Source organism: Mycolicibacterium chubuense, assembly GCF_001044255.1.
GTDB classification, from domain to species: Bacteria; Actinomycetota; Actinomycetes; order Mycobacteriales; family Mycobacteriaceae; genus Mycobacterium; species Mycobacterium chubuense.
In genome coordinates this window covers 62,540-79,650 of sequence record NZ_JYNX01000014.1, presented here as the reverse complement: position 1 = coordinate 79,650, position 17,111 = coordinate 62,540, and the positions used below count along the sequence as shown (strand labels likewise).

Sequence of the window (17,111 nt, the reverse complement as noted above, 5' to 3'; positions counted from 1 at the left end):
CAACCCACCGGCGCACCCAAAGGCCCCAAACGGAAAAAGCCGCAGACCTAAAGTAGGTCCGCGGCTATTCCGATGTCTTGCGACACCACATTAGTAGCGGGGACAGGATTCGAACCTGCGACCTCTGGGTTATGAGCCCAGCGAGCTACCGAGCTGCTCCACCCCGCGACGGGTGAACGCTAGGTTACCGGTGCCGCCGCTGGCCCTCCAAATCGCCTGTTCAGACGGGCTCGCGGGCGCGGCGAGCGTGCGCGAAGTCGATGTTTTCGACGGCGTGTTCGCCGCAGACACGCACGCTCGCGGAAAGAGGTGGGGACGGATCTACCGGAGGGTCCGGATGACCTGGCCCGTGGCCAGGACACCGGCGGGGTCGTAGCGGTCGGCCAGGGCCGCGAGCCAGTGCAGCGTGTCCTCGCTGTACACCCGCGACGGCCGGGCCGGGTCGTAGGAGGGCGCGAAGTTCGGCATCTGCCCACCGGTCGACCACGGCTCCATCGACCCGACCACCGCCGCTGCATGCTCGACGACCATGGGGGCAATCTCGGGTGCAGCGACGCCGATCGTCGCCAGCGAGAACGCCGCGTCGCGCCGGCAGAACGCACTGCGGTGCCGCGGCTCGCGCGCCAGGGCGCCGCCGAGCATCCGCAGCTCGACGATCGCCTGCGGCGACCCCGAACCCGGGCCCGCGACCGCCAGCAGCGCATCGACCGCCTCAGAAGGCAGCGCCGACAGCAGCGCCTGGTTCTCGCTGACCGGCATCGGATCCACCGGATCGGCGTGCACCGCGCCGATCGCCGCGTACGGCATCACGGCCACGGTGTCGAGCAGCGGCGTTGCCACGACCCGCATCGGCGCGAGCAGCCTCTCCCCCTCCGCGAGATCGCCGACCGCGGTGTACCGCAATGCCACGGTCATCGTGCCCGCGAGCGGTTCGGGCACCCCGGGCATCGGCGGCAGCTGCTGGATCGCGATCGACGTGTTCACCGTCTCGGGCAGGCCGGCGCACCACCCGGCCCAGGCGTGCAGCACGGCGGCCGCATCGTCACCAGCGAAATACAGAGCACCGCCGTAGAATTCGGCGATCGGCAGCAGGTCGATCTCGACCGACGTCACGATGCCCAGCGTCGCCTTGCCGCCGCGCAGCCCCCAGAACAGGTCGGCATTGCAGTCCGGTGTCGCCTGCAGCAGCCGGCCCTCCCCGGTCACCACCTCGAATCCCCGCACGTGATCGGACGACACACCGACCGTGCGCACCAGCGGACCGATTCCCCCACCCGTCAGATAGCCCACGACGCCCACGCTCGGCGCCGAACCGCACAGCGGCGCAAGGCCGTGCGGCGTCGCGGCATCCAGCACGTCCTGCCAGCGCGCCCCGGCCTCGACCCGCGCGGTGCGTTTGGCGACGTCCACGGCGCAGTGCTTCATCGCCGAGGTCTGCACCAAAATCGTGCCGGGTCCGACGCCGACGGCGCCGTGACCGGTGGCCTGCACGGTGACCGTGAACCCGTGTGCCGCGGCGAACCTCACCGTGCCCGCGACATCCTCAGGCGAGGTGGCCAACACCACGGCCGCGGGTGCCACCTGGGCCGCCACATTCCAGGGCACGCAGCGTTCGTAGCCCGGCTCACCGGGAAGCGCCACGTGGGTGGTGACATGCGCGCGCAACGTCTGCAGTACATCGTCGCGCGTCACATCGGTCGACACGGTCATCGGAATCCCCTCTCACGAGCTCTGTGCTCGCGAGAAGTATCACCAGACCGGCTTGGCGGCCGCTTGGTCAGCGCGCCAAGAAAAATCCAAGCCGCCCCGATCGACCGGTCAGGCCATTTCGGGAACCCGGAGGTGGGCCAGCACCAGGTCGAACTCACATTCGTCGAGAATCTCGACCCCGGAATCGCGCACCGTCGCGGCCTTCATCGCGTCGGTGGCCGACTTGCTGCGCCTCAGCGCCTCCGGGGTGTCGAAAGTGGCCGTGGCGACCCCGAATCCCGAGTCGCGATCGACCAGCAGGCTGCAGCTGCAGAACCCGTCGAGTTCGGCCAGTGCGGGGACGGTCGCCAGCCGGTAGCCGTCGATGGCGCGATCGATGTGTTCCGCGTCGACGCGCGCCCACGTCACGCGAACACACGCCCCGGGCGTCGAGTGGTGCTCACGATGCACGGCGGCGATCTCCCATTCGTCGACGGTGGGACTACCGCCGAGGATCTGTGCGGCGCGGTCGCGCATCGCGTCGGCGTCCCGGCGGCTGGCGATCATCGCCTCCTCCGACTGCCATGCTGTCGTCACGATGCACCGCCCGGACAGACGGTCCACCAGCAGCGACAAGCCGACGTAGCCATCCAGACCGGCGAGCGCGGGCCACACCGAGTCGTGGATGTGAGCGATCCCGGCGTCGATCGCCGAGGACCGCGCGTGAATGTGCGAGCTCCGTGCATACATGGCTTGCCTCCATGGTCCGCGGCGGCGTCACGCCGGCGCCGCCGAACCCCTCCATCGTCCTCTCCCGTGTCGACAAGGGCAATGGCGAGCAGCGGTCGGCGGTCCGGTGAACCTTTCGACGTGCCGCCCCGTGTCAGTTGTGTAGATCTGGTCGAGAGGGGTCACTGTGAATACGCGTGGAACATTGTGGGCTGGCGCATGTCTCGTTGCCGCGGTGGCCACCGCGTGCGGCGGGACGAGCACATCCAGTCCGACGTCGTCCGATACCGGGACCGTGAGCGCCGCCGCGGCCACCGTCACGATCGCGAGCATGAACTACGGCGCACCTGTCACGGTGCCTCCGGGTGCCCAGATCGCCGTCACGAACACCGACTCCGTCGAGCATTCCGTCACCTCGGACGCCGCGGGCACCTTCACCGTCGACGTGGAGAGCAACGGCAACGGCACGTTCACCGCTCCGTCCGCGCCCGGCGAGTACGCCTTCCACTGCAAGTACCACCCCGCCATGCACGGAACGCTGATCGTCAAGTAGCCGCCAGCGCCTCTGCCGCGGCGGCGACGCCGTCTATGCCCACCGCCCTGGCTTCAGCGGCCAGGGCACGGGCCGCGGCGGTCCGCTCCGCCGACGACTCGGTCAGCTCGCAGTCGAGCAGCCGGCAGCGCAGCACCGTCGGCGCTCCCCCGGTGCGCTCGGCCAGCGCGCGCGCCGTCGCCAGATCCCCTCGCGCACGGTCGGACTCGCCGAGCACCGCGCGCAGCCGTGCGGTGGCCAGCGCGACCGGCCCGGCCAGGCCGACCTGACCGATCACCGCGATGCGCTCGCGGTAGGGGGTCAGCTCGGCCAGCAGCGGCGCGGCATACTCCGTGAGCCGATGCTCGGCGACCAGATGCGCCAGCAACGTCTGATGCCCCAGCGTGGTCCAAATGTGGACGCGGTCGCCGCTGCCGGCGAACCCACGCAGCATGTCTGCGGCCTCGTCGCGCGCGTCGGGCCCCGTCGCCATCGTCAGCAGCGCGGTGCGCACCACGCCGACCATGCCCTGGCCGCCCGTCTCCCTACTGGCGCGCAGCCCCTCCCAGCCGGGATCGACCGGACCACCGGTCTCCCGCAACAACGACGCAGTGGCCAGCAGGCCGCTGCCGGCCTCGTACAGCTCGGTCTGCTCGTGCACGTGCGCGGCGATCGCATGATGACGCTGCGCCTCGGCGAAGTCGCCGGTCCACATCGCCAGCACGGCCTCCATCCACCGCAGCTGGGCCCGCAAGACCGGCAACCGCAGATCCTCGCTGCCCGCGATACCGGCCTGCAGGTGCCGACGCGCGCCGGCGACGTCGCCGAGGTTCATCGCCGCCATCGTGGCGACCGAATGCGCGATCACCGCGTCCTCTCGAGAACGGCTGTGCTGCAACGCTTCCAGCTGTTCCACCCAGGACAGGGTCTGCTCGCTGAGGCTGCACACACCCGAGTAGGTGATGAGCCGGCCGATCAACACATCGGCGAGCACGTCGACGTTGCCCGTCTGCTCGGCCACGCGCTGTGCACGCTCGAGCAGGCCGGCGGCGACACCGGCATCGGGGTGGTAGCAGTGCCCGACAGCCAGTGCGGGCAGCACCCGCGCAGCCGCGGCCGGATCGTCGTCGGCCACCGTCGCCGCCCGCGACAACAGGGACAGCAGCTCCCCGGGATCATGTCCCGGCGCCAGCCACGGCCAGCCGCCGCTGGCCCGCAGCAGCGCGCTGGCCACCCGACCCGCACTCGTCGCCCGCCCGGTGCGCAACGCCTCTCCCAGATAGCGCTGCACACTGTCGAGCACCAGCTGTCCGCGCCCGGCACGGGAGTGTGCTTCGAGGAGCTCGACGGTCAGCGCGTCACGCTCGGCGTCGTCGCGCGCGGACACCGGCAACCGATCGTAGGCGTCCAGTGCGGCCTGCCACCACCGCGCCGCGATGTCCGAACTCCATTGCGCGGTGGCCTGTTCGGCGGCGAGCCGGCACGCCCGGACGACCACGGCCGGCTCGACGAGGGGCTGAGCGGCGACCAGGTGCTGCGCGCGCCGCGTCGGCGCATCGGCTTCGACGCGGTCGGCCAGCACCTCGGCGATCTTGGCATGCAGGCGTTGACGCCGCAGCGCCGGCATGCCCGCCAGAAGCTGCTCCCGCAGCAGCCCGTGCGCGAACTCGTAACCGTCGGTGGTGTGCGCGGCGATCACGATGCGTTCATCGGCGGCCTCGTCGAGGTAATCGGCGAGGGTGTCCAGATCCAGCCGGGTGGCCTGCGCGAGCAGCGGGACGGCGGACGCGTCGATCACATCGCCGATCACCGCCGCGGTCCGCAGCACCTGCATCACCGCCGGGTCCAGCGCGGCGAGCCGACGCTCGAGCACCGAGCGGACCGCGCGCGGAATCTCGTTGGCGGCCCGCTCTGCTCGCGGCAACCGCGCGTACTCGGAGACGAAGAACGGGTTGCCACCGGTGCGGGCAGCCAGCTCGGCGGCCTCATCGGCCGACACCGCGTCCTCGGCGACCTCGTTGGCCAGCGTCGCCACATCCGCTGACGACAACGCCGGCACCGCGATGTGCCGGTTGGCCTCCCCGCGCGCCACGGTGCTCAGTAGGCGGGCCACCTCCGGGGTGTGCTCTCCGTCGCGCACCGTGATGATCACCAGCACGCGCCGATCCCGCAGCGCGCTCGCGATGTAGGCCAGGCAGCTCGCCGAGGTGGTGTCCGACCACTGCACGTCGTCGACCACGATGGCCAGCAGCCGCGGCGCGGACTCCAGCAGGGCCTGCACCCTTTCGTAGACAAGGAATCTCGCGGTGTCGGGGTCGGCGTGCGGCGGCACCTCGAGCGTCTCGTCGGGGTCGGCGCCCAGCGCGCGCACCAGGTGGCGCATCGGCCACCACGGCGGAGTGGCGCGCTCGTCGGGGCAGTTGACCCAGACCACGTCACCCCCGTCGGCGGACACCATTCCGGCGATCTCTTCGGCCAGCCGTGTCTTGCCGATCCCTGGCGGGCCAGACAGCACCAGCCACCGGGTCGCCCCCGCTGACGTCCGCACCAGCACCTCGGCCGCGCGCGCCAGTTCCCGATCCCGGCCCACCAACGGCGACCGCGGCGGAGCCGCTGCACTCACCGCCTCGGTGGCCATGGGCCCCGGAACGGGAATGTTGGCCGCCCCCGTCCATTCCGGCGGTCGGGGCCAGCCGGCCAACTCGGGGGCCTGCCGCAGCACCGCGGTCTGCAGGTCGCGAAGCTCGGGACCGGGCTCGAGCCCCAGCTCGGCGTCGAGGAGGCGCGCATGACGGCCGTAGACCTCCAACGCCTCGGCCGCGCGACCGGCCCGGTACAGCGCCAGCATCTGCAACCGGGCGCCGCGGTCGGCGAACGGTTCGAGCGCGCGCAGCCCCGCCGCCTCGGTCAGCGCGGCGGTCACCCTGCCCAGCGCGAGCAGCGCGACGACCCGGTGGGCGAGGCATTCGAGCCGCATCTCGGTGACCCGTGCCGCCTCGTCCCGCACCCAGGGCGCATCGGCCATGTCCTCCAACAGGTTTCCCCGAACCAGTGCCAGCGCCGTGTCGGCCTCGGCGAGCGCGGTCGACCAGTCCTCGGCCTCGATCGCGGCACCGGCGCTCAGACATCCCGCCGTGAACGCCGTCAGGTCGACGCTGTCCGGGTCGGCGTCGAGGTAGTAGCCGGGAGGCCGGCGCACGATCGGCTGCGAAACCGAGGAAGCCATCTGCGTCCCACCGGATCCGCGCAGCGCGCGACGCAGGTTCGAGATGTAGGCCTGCAGGCTCGCCGTCGCGCTGGCCGGAACGTCATCGCCCCAGACGGCGTCGACCAACCGATCCACCGACACCACCCGGCCCGCGGCCAGCAGCAGCACCGCCAGCACCACCCGCTGCTTGGGCGGACCGACGTCGATCAGGGTCTCCCCGTCGGCCACCTGCAGCGGTCCGAGCAACCGATAGCGCACCGGCGGATCGTGTTACGACGCGGACTGGTATTCGTTCATGGCGTCGTCGAGGCGTTGCAGCGCCTCGCCGTACTGGGCGAAGTCGCCGCTGCGCTGAGCCTCCCGCACCGCATCCAGTGCCGAGTTGATGTTCTGCAGCGCAGCGGTTTTCGCCGCCGACAGCTGCGACGGCCCGGTCGGCGGGACCGCCACCGGCACCTCCGGGCGGGTCTGCGGTGCCTGCCCCTGCTGATTCGGCGGTGTCGCCGCGGGCTGCTGGCCGGTGGCCGGAGGCCGCGACTGCGGTTGGCCCGCAGGCACATCCGTGGGCGCCGGACCGGTCGCGGTGGCATCCGCGCCCGCACCGAACAGGTCGGTCAGCGCGTCACGCACCGTCGGCCCGTACCCGATCTTGTCGTTGTACATCATCGCCACGCGGATCAGGCGCGGGTACGACGACGCCGCGTCACTGGCGCCCGGCGAGGCATACACCGGTGCCACGTAGAGCAGACCGCCCTGACCCATCGGCAGCGTCAGCAGGTTGCCCCAGCGGATCCGGTTCTGGTTGTCCCGGCCGATGACACCCAGGTCCTGGCTGACCGCGGTGTCGGTGCTGATCGCGTTGAACGCCAGCTTGGGGCCGTTGACCTGGCCGGGGATCGTCAGCACCGTGATCTTGCCGTAGGTCTGCGGATCGGAGCTGGCACTGATGTAGGCGGCCAGGAAGTCACGCCGGAACCGGTTCATCGCACTGGTCAACTGGAACGACGTCGAATTGTTGTTCTCCGCCAGGTTCTTCGCGACGATGTAGTACGGCGGCTGGTAGCTGCTGGCCGTCGGGTTCGGATCCAGCGGCACGTCCCAGAAGTCCGACGTCGAGAAGAACGTCACCGGATCATCGACGTGGTACTTGGCGAGCAGCGCGCGCTGCACCTTGAACAGGTCCTCCGGATAACGCAGGTGCTCCTGCAACTCCGGGCTGATGTCGCTCTTCGGCTTGATGGTGCCCGGGAACACCTTCTCCCAGGCCTGCAGCACCGGGTCCTGCTCGTCCTGCGCGTAGAGCGTCACGGTGCCGTCGTAGGCGTCGACGGTGGCCTTCACCGAGTTGCGGATGTAGGACACCTGCTTGTCGGGCAGCAGCCGGTTCATCGCCACCTCGTTGGAGTCCGTGGTGGCCGACGACAGCGACATCAATTCCGAGTACGGGTAGTTGTCGAGCGTGGTGTAGCCGTCCACGATCCAGACCATCCGCTTGTTGACGATCGCCGGGTAGACGGCGGTGTCGGTGGTGAGCCACGGCGCCACGGCCTTGACCCGCTCGGCCGGATCCCGCTTGAACAGGATCTTGCTGTTGTTGCCGATGACGTTGGAGAACAGAAAGTTCCGCTCGGCGAACTTCGCGGCGAACACGCTGCGGTTGAACCAGTTGCCCAGCGGGACACCGCCGGCACCGGTGTAGGTGTAGTTCTTCGTCTCGACGTTGTTCTCGTAGTCGTACTCGCGGTCGGCGCCGTTCTTGCCGACGATCGCGTAGTCGGCAGCGGTGGACGCGATGACCGGGCCGAAGTAGATGCGCGGCTGGTCCAGCGGCGCCGGTCCGGGCGAGATGATGCTGCCGTTCGCGCCGACGACGCTGGCCAAGAACTCGGGGTAGCCGCCGTTCTGGTTGGGGTCGTTGGCCACACCGCGCACCGTGTTGGCCGGCGAGGCGATGAAACCGTTGCCGTGGGTGAAGACGGTGTGCCGGTTGATCCAGTCGCGCTGGTTGTCGATCAGCCGGTCCGGATTGAGCTCGCGCGCGGCCACCACGTAGTCGCGCAGGTTTCCGTCCGCATCCCGGTACCGGTCCATGTTCAGCTGGTCTTGGAAGTAGTAGAAGTTCTTGCCCTGCTGGAACTGCGTGAACGCCGGGCTGACGATATTGGGGTCGAGCACGCGGATGTTCGACGTGGTGGCCCGGTCGGCGGCCACCTGCTGCGCGCTGGCCGGCGCGTTGCCGGCGTAGTCGCGGTAGCTGACCTGTTGTTCCGTGAGTCCGTAGGCCTGCCGTGTGGCCGCGATGCTGCGGCTGATGTATTCGCTCTCCTTCTGGGCGGCGTTGGGCCGCACGCTGATCTGCTCGACCACCAGCGGCCAGCCCGCGCCGACCACCAGCGAGGACAGCAGCAGCAGGACCACACCGATCGCCGGGATCCGCAAGTCGCGCAGGAAGATCGCAGAGAAGACCGCCGCGGCGCAGATCACCGCGATGGCCATCAGGATGAGCTTGGCGGGCAGCACCGCATTGATGTCGGTGTAGCCGGCACCGGTGAACGGCTTGCCGCCGCGGGTGTGGCTGAGCAGCTCGTAGCGGTCGAACCAGTACGCCACCGCCTTGAGCAGCATCAGGATCCCGACGAGGGTGATCAGCTGGATCCGGGCCGCCCGGCTCAGCGCGCCGGTCCGGCCGGAGAGCCGGATGCCACCGAACAGGTAGTGGCCCAACAGGTTGGCGATGAAGGCGAGGAACGTGGCGACGAACAGATACGACAGCACCAGCCGGTAGAACGGCAGATCGAACGCGTAGAAGCCGAGGTCGATGCCGAACTGCGGGTCGGCGATGCCGAAGCTGCCGCCGTGCAGGAACAGCTGCACCCGCTCCCAGTAGCTCTGGGCGACGAAACCCGACAGCAGACCGATGAAGGCGGGCACGCCGATGCCGACCAGCCGCAACCGGGCCATCACCGCGGTGCGGTAGCGCGCGATCGGATCGTTGGGCCCCGCCGTCGGCACGAACACCGGACGGGTGCGATAGGCCAACGCGAGCGCGGCGAAGACGATGCCGCCGATGAGTAACGCCACCACGAAGAAGATGACCATGCGGGTGACGATCTGGGTGGTGAACACCGACCGGTAGCCGAGTTCGCCGAACCACAGCCAGTCGACGTAGGTGTCGACCAGCCGGGGGCCGATCAGCAACAGCAGCACGACCGCCAGGGCGATCGCGATCAGAACCCGGCTCCGTCGCGTCAGCTTCGGCATTCTCGCCGCCGGCCGCATACCCACTCGACTACTCCACTCTCGGACGTTCCCAGCAGTTGTTCAGTAACTGTACGCATCGGACCTGCGGCACCGGCTCAGCAGCGAGGAGGTTCGCCACCGGCGGAAAGTGTGCGCAGCGCGTCGATCGCGTGCTCGAGGGTGTCCACCTTGAGCAGCTCGATGTCCTTCTCGTCGGCGGACTTGGCCTCGTCGCAGTTGTCCGCCGGCACCAGGAAGACCGAGGCGCCGGCTTCCTTGGCCGACACGATCTTGTGGGTGATGCCGCCGATCGAGCCGACCTCCCCGTCCGGGGTGATCGTTCCGGTGCCCGCCACGAACTTCGATCCGTTCAGGTCTCCGGTCGTCAGCTTGTCGACGACGGCGAGGCTGAACATCAGGCCGGCCGACGGGCCACCGATGTTGGCGAGGTTGAAGTCGATCGCGAACGGCGCCCACGGCGCGTCGAGCACGTTCACCCCCAGCACACCGTGCGGACGGTCCGGCCGGGAGCCGAGCGTGACCTGGGTGGTGCCGGCCGGGGAGTTCTTGCGCCGGTAGTCGACGACGATCGTGTCGCCCGGCTTGGTGGTTTCCAGGAAGGCACCGAACTGCTCGAGGTTCGCGACCGGCTTGTTGTTCACCGCGTCGATCGCGTCACCGGCCTGCAGCTTGCCTTTCGACGGGCCCTTCTCGTCGATGCTCTGCACGGTGATGGCGGTCGGATACTTCAGGTACGCCAGCGCGGCGTACTCCGCGCTGTCCTCCGACTGCTGGAAGTCCTTCGTGTTGGCCTCGTCGATCTCGTCGCGCGACTTGTCCGGCGGGTAGACGAGCTCGCGCGGGATCAGCTGATCGCGGCCTGAGGCCCAGAAGATCAACGCCTGGCCGAGCGTCAGTCCGTCCATCTGCGACACCGTGGTCATGTTCAGGTGACCGCTGGTGGGCTTCACGTCGGTGCCCTCGATGTCGACGACCGGCTTGCCGTCGACGTCGCCGAGGGTGTTGAAGGTCGGGCCGGGACCCAGCGCGACGTACGGCACCGACACCGTGGTCGCGAGCACGCCGAAGACGACGATCGGCACCAACGCGACGATGAGGGTGGCAATCCTCCTGTTCACGCCGTTCACAGTAGAGGTCAACGGTGGGTTCACTCTCAGCGTGACCCGTCGGCCCACGCCCCGCCCGCCTGGTGAGTACGGTTGGGGGCATGGCTGACCTGCCTTTCGGCTTCTCCGCGGGCGACGACCCCGAGCGCGACAAGGGCAAGAAGGACCCCGGTTCCGGGTCCGGCCCGAACGATCCGTTCGGCGGCGCGTTCCCCGGCGGTCAGTTCGACATGTCCCAGCTCGGACAGATCTTCTCCACCCTCGGTGAGATGTTCAGCGGCACCGCGACGGCCGGCGCGGGCGCCGGACCGGTCAACTACGACCTGGCGCGACAGCTGGCGTCGAAGTCGATCGGCTTCGTCGCGCCGGTGCCCGAGCAGACGACATCGGCCATCAACGACGCGGTGCGACTGGCCGAGACATGGCTCGACGGGGTGACCCCGCTGCCCGCCGGCACCACGCGGGCGGTGGCGTGGACGCCGACCGACTGGATCGACAACACCATGGACACGTGGAAGCGGTTGTGCGACCCGGTGGCCGAACAGATCTCCACGATGTGGGCGCAGGCGCTTCCCGAGGAAGCCCAGGCGATGGCCGGCCCCCTGCTGGCGATGATGTCGCAGATGGGTGGCATGGCGTTCGGCTCACAGCTGGGCCAGGCGCTGGGCACGCTGTCGCGAGAGGTGTTGACGTCCACCGACATCGGGCTGCCGTTGGGACCCAAGGGGGTCGCCGCACTGATGCCCGAGGCCATCGAGACGCTCGCCGAGGGACTCGAGCAGCCACGCAGCGAGGTCGTCACGTTCCTGGCGGCGCGCGAGGCCGCGCACCACCGGCTGTTCAGCCATGTGCCGTGGCTCGCCACCCAGCTGCTCAACGCGGTCGAGGCGTTCGCCAAGGGCACCAAGATCGACATGAGCGGCATCGAGGAGTTCGCCCGCGACTTCAATCCCGCGTCGCTGACCGACCCCTCGGAGATGGAGCAGCTGCTCAACCAGGGCATCTTCGAACCCAAGGCCACCCCGGAGCAGACCGCGGCGCTGGAGCGGCTCGAGACGCTGCTCGCGCTGATCGAAGGCTGGGTGCAGACCGTCGTGTCCGACGCACTCGGCGATCGGATCCCCGGGACGGCGGCCCTGTCGGAGATGCTGCGCCGGCGGCGAGCCACCGGCGGGCCGGCCGAGCAGACGTTCGCCACCCTGGTCGGGCTCGAATTGCGGCCCCGCAAGATGCGCGAGGCCGCCGCGCTGTGGGAGAAGCTGACCCAGGCTGTCGGCTCCGACGCGCGCGACGGCGTGTGGGGGCACCCCGACCTGCTGCCCAGTGCGTCGGACCTCGACGAGCCTGCCGGTTTCATCGACCGCATGATCGGCGGCGACACCACCACCAGCGATCTCGACAGCGCGATCGAGGCCGCCCTGAACGAGGGCGACAAGGGAACCGATCCACGCCCCTGAGACCCTGTGGATAACTCGATTCGCGGTCGGTGCCGCATGACACTGTCGTCGAATGACCCGTTATGCCCTGGACTCGGCCACCCCGGTCCTGTCCCGGCCGGACGGCACGGTCCAGGTCGGCTGGGATCCCCGCCGCGCCGTGGTGGTCCATCCACCGCCCGGGCTGGCCGCGCCGCTCCTCGCTGATCTGCTGCGGGCCCTGCAGTCCGTCGCGACGGTTCCGGAACTGCAGAACCTGGCCGCCGGACGCGGCGCCGACGCGTCCGTCGTCAACGGGCTGGTGACCCACCTCGTCGACGCCGGGGTGATCACCGCAGCGGCACCGCCCCGCGACCGCGCCGCATTAGTGCGGATCCACGGCGACGGCCCGCTGTCAGACCTGATCGCCTCCGCGCTGTCGGGCTCCGGCGTCCGGGTCAGCCACAGCAGCCGGGCGCATGCCTCGGCCGGGGGTGCCGATCTGGCCGTACTCACCGACTACCTGGTGGCCGATCCACGCGTCGTGCGGGAACTCCATGACGCGGGCGTTCCGCATCTGATCGTGCGGGTGCGCGACGGCGCCGGACTGATCGGCCCGCTGGTGATCCCCGGAGTGACGAGTTGTCTGCGCTGCGCCGATCTTCACCGCAGCGACAAGGACCCCGCCTGGGCGGCGGTCGCCACCCAGCTGTGCCGCACGGTCGGCACCGCCGACCGTGCCACGGTGCTGGCCACCGCGGGCCTGGCGCTCCGTGAGATCAACCACGTCCTGCGGGCGCTGCCGGACGGCGGTGCCGGTTCGAGCCCGCCGTCGACGCTGGACACCACCCTGGAATTCGACGTCAGCACCGGATCGCTGACAGCCCGCCGGTGGTCGGCGCACCCGCAGTGCGCATGCTGACAGCGGCCGTTGCCAAGTCGTTGGTGGAAGTTCAGCGCGGTCATGGATGATGGAATGGTGAGTGACATCAAGCGGGGCCGAGCAGCGCGCAACGCCAAGCTGGCGTCGCTGCCCGTGGGGATGGCAGGGCGTGCGGCGCTGGGCTTCGGCAAACGTCTGACCGGCAAGTCCAAGGACGAGGTCAACGCCGAGCTGATGGACAAGGCCGCGCAGCAGCTGTTCACCGTGCTCGGTGAGCTCAAGGGCGGCGCCATGAAGGTGGGTCAGGCCCTGTCGGTGATGGAAGCCGCGATCCCCGAGCAGTACGGCAAGCCCTACCGCGAGGCACTGACCAAACTGCAACGCGAGGCGCCGCCGCTGCCTGCGGCCAAGGTGCACCGCGTCCTCGACCAGCAGCTGGGCACCAAATGGCGCGACCGGTTCCAGTCGTTCGACGACAAGTCCGTCGCATCGGCCAGCATCGGCCAGGTACACAAGGCGGTGTGGTCCGACGGCCGCGAGGTCGCCGTCAAGATTCAGTACCCGGGCGCCGACGAGGCGCTGCGCGCCGACCTGAAGACGATGCAGCGCATGGTCAGTGTGCTCAAGCAGCTCTCCCCCGGCGCCGACGTGCAGGGCGTGGTCGACGAGCTGATCGAGCGCACGGAGATGGAACTGGACTATCGGCTCGAAGCCGACAATCAGCGCGCGTTCGCGAAGGCGTACGCGGGTGATCCGCATTTCGTGGTGCCGCATGTGGTGGCCAGCGCGCCCAAGGTCGTCATCCAGGAGTGGATCGAAGGCATCCCGCTGTCGCAGATCATCCGCGAGGGCACGCAGGAGCAGAAAGATCTGATGGCCACCCGGCTGTTCGAGTTCTGCAACGACGCCCCGACGCGGTTGGAGATGGTGCACGGCGACGCGCATCCCGGCAACTTCATGCTGATGCCCGACGAAAAGATGGGCGTGATCGACTTCGGGGCCGTGGCCCCGATGCCCGGGGGCTGGCCGGTGGAGCTCGGTCAGATCATGCGCTACGCCGTCGACAAGAACTACGAGAAGCTGCTGCCGACGATGGAGAAGGCGGGCTTCATCCAGAAGGGCCAGCAGGTCTCCACACGCGAGATCGACGACATGCTCAAGCAATACGTCGATCCCCTCCAGGTGCCGGTGTTCCACTACTCCCGCAAATGGCTGCAGCGCATGACGACGCTGGAACTGGACAAGGCGGCCGGCCAGATCAAGGCCGCGCGCCAGATGGACATCCCGCCGAAGCTGGCGATCCCGATGCGGGTGATCGCGTCGATCGTGGCGATCTCCTGCCAGCTCGACGCGCACGTCCCCACCCGGCGCATCGCCGAGGAGACCGTGCCCGGCTTCGCCGACCCCGACGCCGCGACGGAATCGGGGTCAGCGCAAAGCTAGGCTGCCACAGGGCTTTTCGGGGTGTCTTCCGCGTCCTTACGCGGCCGGCCCCGGGGCCGCTTGCGGGCGATGACGGTGCCCCGCTCGAAGATCTCGCCGCCCCACACTCCCCACGGCTCCTGCCGCTCCAACGCTGCGGTCAGGCACTCCCGCCGGAAAGGGCATTCGCCGCACAGGGCCTTCGCGCGCTCGAGATCGCGCGGGTCCTCGGCGAACCACAGGTCGGGATCCTCGACATGACACGGCACCGACAGCTTTGAGCTCTCACATGTCAGGGAAGACATGTCCGGTCCTCTGCTTCCTGGTCGTTTCGTTCGTCTGGCTGAACTCTGTCGTGGATCGGTGACCAGGTCTTGTCTGGGAAAAGACGAAGGCCACGGATCCGTGGTTGCGGGTCCGTGGCCTGGGATGGCGGTTGGGGGCTCTTGCTAGTGAAAGCCCCTCACGGACGCGGCAACCGTGCCGGCTGCGGCGGCGCGGCGCTTACGCGCGGCGGCAGCGGCGGGAATGGCGGTATGCACCTCTGTGAAGGCGTGCGGGGACCACGGCATGCCGGCTGCGGCTACGACGTAAAACGCGTCATTTCTCACCATGATCGCGGCATCCTCCTCTCGCACATGCACCAACGTGTGTTGTTCTGAGGCTAGACGCTACCAGCGAAATCCCTCAACACATTTTTGACCTGCGCTTTTGGCGCGATTTTTACGATTTCTGGCGGTCTCTGACCAGCCCGAGCACATCGGCGCCGTACTGCTCGAGCTTGCGGGCGCCGATACCGGGGATCGCGACCAGCGCGGCATCGTCGCCCGGCAGCGACTCGGCGATCGCGATCAGCGTGTTGTCGGTGAACACCACATAGGCGGGCACGCTCATCTCCTTCGAGATGCGCAGCCGCCAGTCCTTCAAGTCGGCGAGCAGTTGTTCGTCGATGTCGGACGGGCACGTCTCGCACCGGCGGAGCATGATCGCCGCCGACGCCGACAGCGGGGCGTTGCACACCCGGCACCGCGGGGCCGGACCGCGGGGCTTGCGCGACCGGCTGGGCCCGTCGTCGCGCGCGGACTGCGGCGCGATGCCGTTGAGGAACCGCGACGGCCGCCGGCCCTGACGACCCCCGGGGTTGCGGGCGAGCGCCCAGCTGAGCGTCAAATGCACACGCGCCCTGGTGATTCCGACGTAGAACAGGCGCCGCTCCTCCTCGACGGGCTCGCTGTCGGGACCGTGGGACAAGGCATGGGAGATGGGCAGCGTGCCGTCGGCCAGGCCGACGAGGAACACCGCGTCCCACTCCAGGCCCTTCGCCGCGTGTAGCGACGCGAGCGTGACGCCCTGCACCACCGGCGGGTGACGCGAGTCCGCCCGCTGCCGCAACTCGGCCAGTAGCGTGCGCAGGTCCAGCTGCGGACGCTGGGCGACTTCGTCGTCGACGAGGTCGGCGAGCGCGGCCAGCGCCTCCCAGCGGTCTCGGGCGCGGGTACCGGCCGGCGGCTCGGCGGTCAGGCCGAGCGGCTCCAGCGTCGCCCGCACCAGCTCCGGCAGCGCCAGCGCGGTATCGCGGTCACCGGCGCGCTGCAGCGCCAACAGGGCCTGGCGGACCTCCTGACGGCTGAAAAAGCCTTCGCCACCGCGGACCTGGAACGGGACACCCGCCTCGGTGAGCGCCTCCTCGTAGACCTCCGACTGGGCGTTGATGCGGTACAGCACCGCGATTTCGGCGGGCGCAGTCCCGGACTCGACGAGCTTCTTGATGCTGCGCGCCACCGCGGCGGCCTCGGCGACCTCGTCCGGATACTCGTTGAACGTCGGATTCGGCCCGGGCGGACGCTGTCCGACCAGATGCAGCCGACTGCCCGCCATCCGGCCGCGGGCCGCGGCGATGACCCGGTTGGCCAGCGACACGACCTGCGGCGTGGACCGGTAGTCGCGCTCCAGCCGCACCACCGCGGCGTCGGGGAACCGGCGCGAGAAGTCCAGCAGATAGCGCGGCGAGGCGCCGGTGAACGAGTAGATGGTCTGGTTGGCGTCGCCGACGACGGTCAGGTCGTCGCGGTTGCCGAGCCAGGCGTCGAGGACCCGCTGCTGCAGCGGGGTCACGTCCTGGTACTCGTCGACGACGAAGCAGCGGTAGCGATCCCGGAATTCCTGGGCCACCGCGGCGTCGTTCTCGATGGCGGCGGCGGTGTGCAGCAGCAGGTCATCGAAGTCGAGAAGCATCAGATCGTTGCCGCGGGACTTCAGCGCCTCGTACCCGGCGTAGGCGGCCGCGACCTTCGCGGCGTCGAACGGGATGTCGCGGCCGGACTCGGCCACCGTCGCCGGATAGTCCTCGGGACTGATCAACGACGCCTTGGCCCATTCGATCTCCCCGGCCAGGTCGCGGACGTTGTCGGTTCCGGTGGGAAGACCGCTGCGGTTGGCGGCCTGGGCGACCACCGCGAACTTCGAGTCGAGCAACTGCCAGTCGGTGGTGCCGACGACCCGAGGCCAGAAGTAGGCGAGCTGGCGGCGCGCGGCGGCGTGGAATGTCTGTGCCTGCACGGCCCCGGTCCCGGTTCCGTCGTCGAGCGCGCGCAGCCGCCCCCGCATCTCCCCTGCCGCGCGCTGGGTGAACGTCACGGCCAGCACCTGACCGGGCGCGACGTGGCCGGCGGTGACCAGGTGCGCGATGCGCCGGGTGATGGTGCGCGTCTTGCCGGTGCCGGCGCCGGCGAGCACGCACACCGGCCCCCGCGGAGCGAGGACGGCTTCGCGCTGCTCCTCGTCGAGGTCGCCCAGCAGCCGGTCACGCGAAGCTGTCGGGGACATGGCGACCATCATGTCAGCGCGGCCCGACAATCGCGGGCTG

General features: G+C 69.5%; 11 protein-coding genes and 1 tRNA gene. 4 read left to right on the top strand and 8 right to left on the bottom strand.

The window, feature by feature from the left end; translation table 11 throughout:
• Window positions 1-94: 94 nt before the first annotated feature.
• The 3 genes from MCHUDSM44219_RS02850 to MCHUDSM44219_RS02840 all read right to left on the bottom strand — a co-directional run bounded on the left by MCHUDSM44219_RS02850 (window position 95) and on the right by MCHUDSM44219_RS02840 (window position 2,439).
• A tRNA-Met gene (locus MCHUDSM44219_RS02850) sits at window positions 95-168 on the bottom strand.
• Between the two features lie 153 nt (window positions 169-321).
• A complete protein-coding gene (locus MCHUDSM44219_RS02845) occupies window positions 322-1,710 on the bottom strand; it encodes an FAD-binding oxidoreductase (RefSeq protein ID WP_048416713.1) in 1,389 nt (462 codons plus the stop codon).
• Between the two features lie 108 nt (window positions 1,711-1,818).
• The gene (locus MCHUDSM44219_RS02840; RefSeq protein WP_048416712.1) at window positions 1,819-2,439 is read right to left on the bottom strand and encodes a hypothetical protein; all 621 of its coding nucleotides are present in this window, start codon (window positions 2,437-2,439) and stop codon (window positions 1,819-1,821) included.
• Window positions 2,440-2,713: 274 nt separating this feature from the next.
• Between MCHUDSM44219_RS02840 and MCHUDSM44219_RS02835 the strand changes: the two genes are divergently transcribed.
• Entirely contained in the window at window positions 2,714-2,971 is a 258-nt protein-coding gene (locus tag MCHUDSM44219_RS02835; RefSeq protein WP_236695325.1) for a cupredoxin domain-containing protein, read from the top strand.
• On the opposite strand, the gene MCHUDSM44219_RS02830 is transcribed toward MCHUDSM44219_RS02835, so the two are convergent.
• From MCHUDSM44219_RS02830 to MCHUDSM44219_RS02820, 3 genes are all read right to left on the bottom strand, one after another.
• Window positions 2,964-6,416 carry an ATP-binding protein gene (locus tag MCHUDSM44219_RS02830; RefSeq protein ID WP_109777554.1) on the bottom strand — a complete coding sequence of 1,151 codons (3,453 nt, stop codon included), beginning with the start codon at window positions 6,414-6,416 and terminating at the stop codon, window positions 2,964-2,966. The two genes, MCHUDSM44219_RS02835 and MCHUDSM44219_RS02830, sit on opposite strands and share 8 nt — an antisense overlap.
• A 12-nt stretch (window positions 6,417-6,428) precedes the next feature.
• Window positions 6,429-9,443: a UPF0182 family protein gene (locus MCHUDSM44219_RS02825; RefSeq protein ID WP_048416710.1), complete on the bottom strand. Its 3,015-nt coding sequence runs from the start codon at window positions 9,441-9,443 to the stop codon at window positions 6,429-6,431.
• Between the two features lie 71 nt (window positions 9,444-9,514).
• Window positions 9,515-10,537, bottom strand: coding sequence for a YlbL family protein (locus MCHUDSM44219_RS02820; RefSeq protein WP_048416719.1), 1,023 nt, complete (start codon window positions 10,535-10,537; stop codon window positions 9,515-9,517).
• 89 nt (window positions 10,538-10,626) lie between these two features.
• Between MCHUDSM44219_RS02820 and MCHUDSM44219_RS02815 the strand changes: the two genes are divergently transcribed.
• From MCHUDSM44219_RS02815 to MCHUDSM44219_RS02805, 3 genes are read left to right on the top strand one after another with little or no spacing between them, the layout of a single operon-like run.
• The gene (locus tag MCHUDSM44219_RS02815) at window positions 10,627-11,982 is read left to right on the top strand and encodes a zinc-dependent metalloprotease (RefSeq protein ID WP_048416709.1); all 1,356 of its coding nucleotides are present in this window, start codon (window positions 10,627-10,629) and stop codon (window positions 11,980-11,982) included.
• 52 nt (window positions 11,983-12,034) lie between these two features.
• Window positions 12,035-12,862: a TOMM precursor leader peptide-binding protein gene (locus MCHUDSM44219_RS02810; RefSeq protein WP_048416708.1), complete on the top strand. Its 828-nt coding sequence runs from the start codon at window positions 12,035-12,037 to the stop codon at window positions 12,860-12,862.
• A 42-nt stretch (window positions 12,863-12,904) separates the two neighbouring features.
• Window positions 12,905-14,266: a macrolide-binding ATPase MABP-1 gene (locus MCHUDSM44219_RS02805; protein ID WP_048416707.1), complete on the top strand. Its 1,362-nt coding sequence runs from the start codon at window positions 12,905-12,907 to the stop codon at window positions 14,264-14,266.
• Here the strand turns inward: MCHUDSM44219_RS02805 and MCHUDSM44219_RS02800 are convergent.
• Together MCHUDSM44219_RS02800 and MCHUDSM44219_RS02790 are read right to left on the bottom strand one after the other, a co-directional pair.
• On the bottom strand, window positions 14,263-14,550 hold the full coding sequence (locus MCHUDSM44219_RS02800; protein ID WP_048416706.1) for a WhiB family transcriptional regulator: 288 nt from the start codon (window positions 14,548-14,550) through the stop codon (window positions 14,263-14,265). The genes MCHUDSM44219_RS02805 and MCHUDSM44219_RS02800 overlap by 4 nt on opposite strands.
• 418 nt (window positions 14,551-14,968) lie before the next feature.
• On the bottom strand, window positions 14,969-17,083 hold the full coding sequence (locus MCHUDSM44219_RS02790; protein ID WP_048416704.1) for an ATP-dependent DNA helicase UvrD2: 2,115 nt from the start codon (window positions 17,081-17,083) through the stop codon (window positions 14,969-14,971).
• Between the last annotated feature and the right edge of the window lie 28 nt (window positions 17,084-17,111).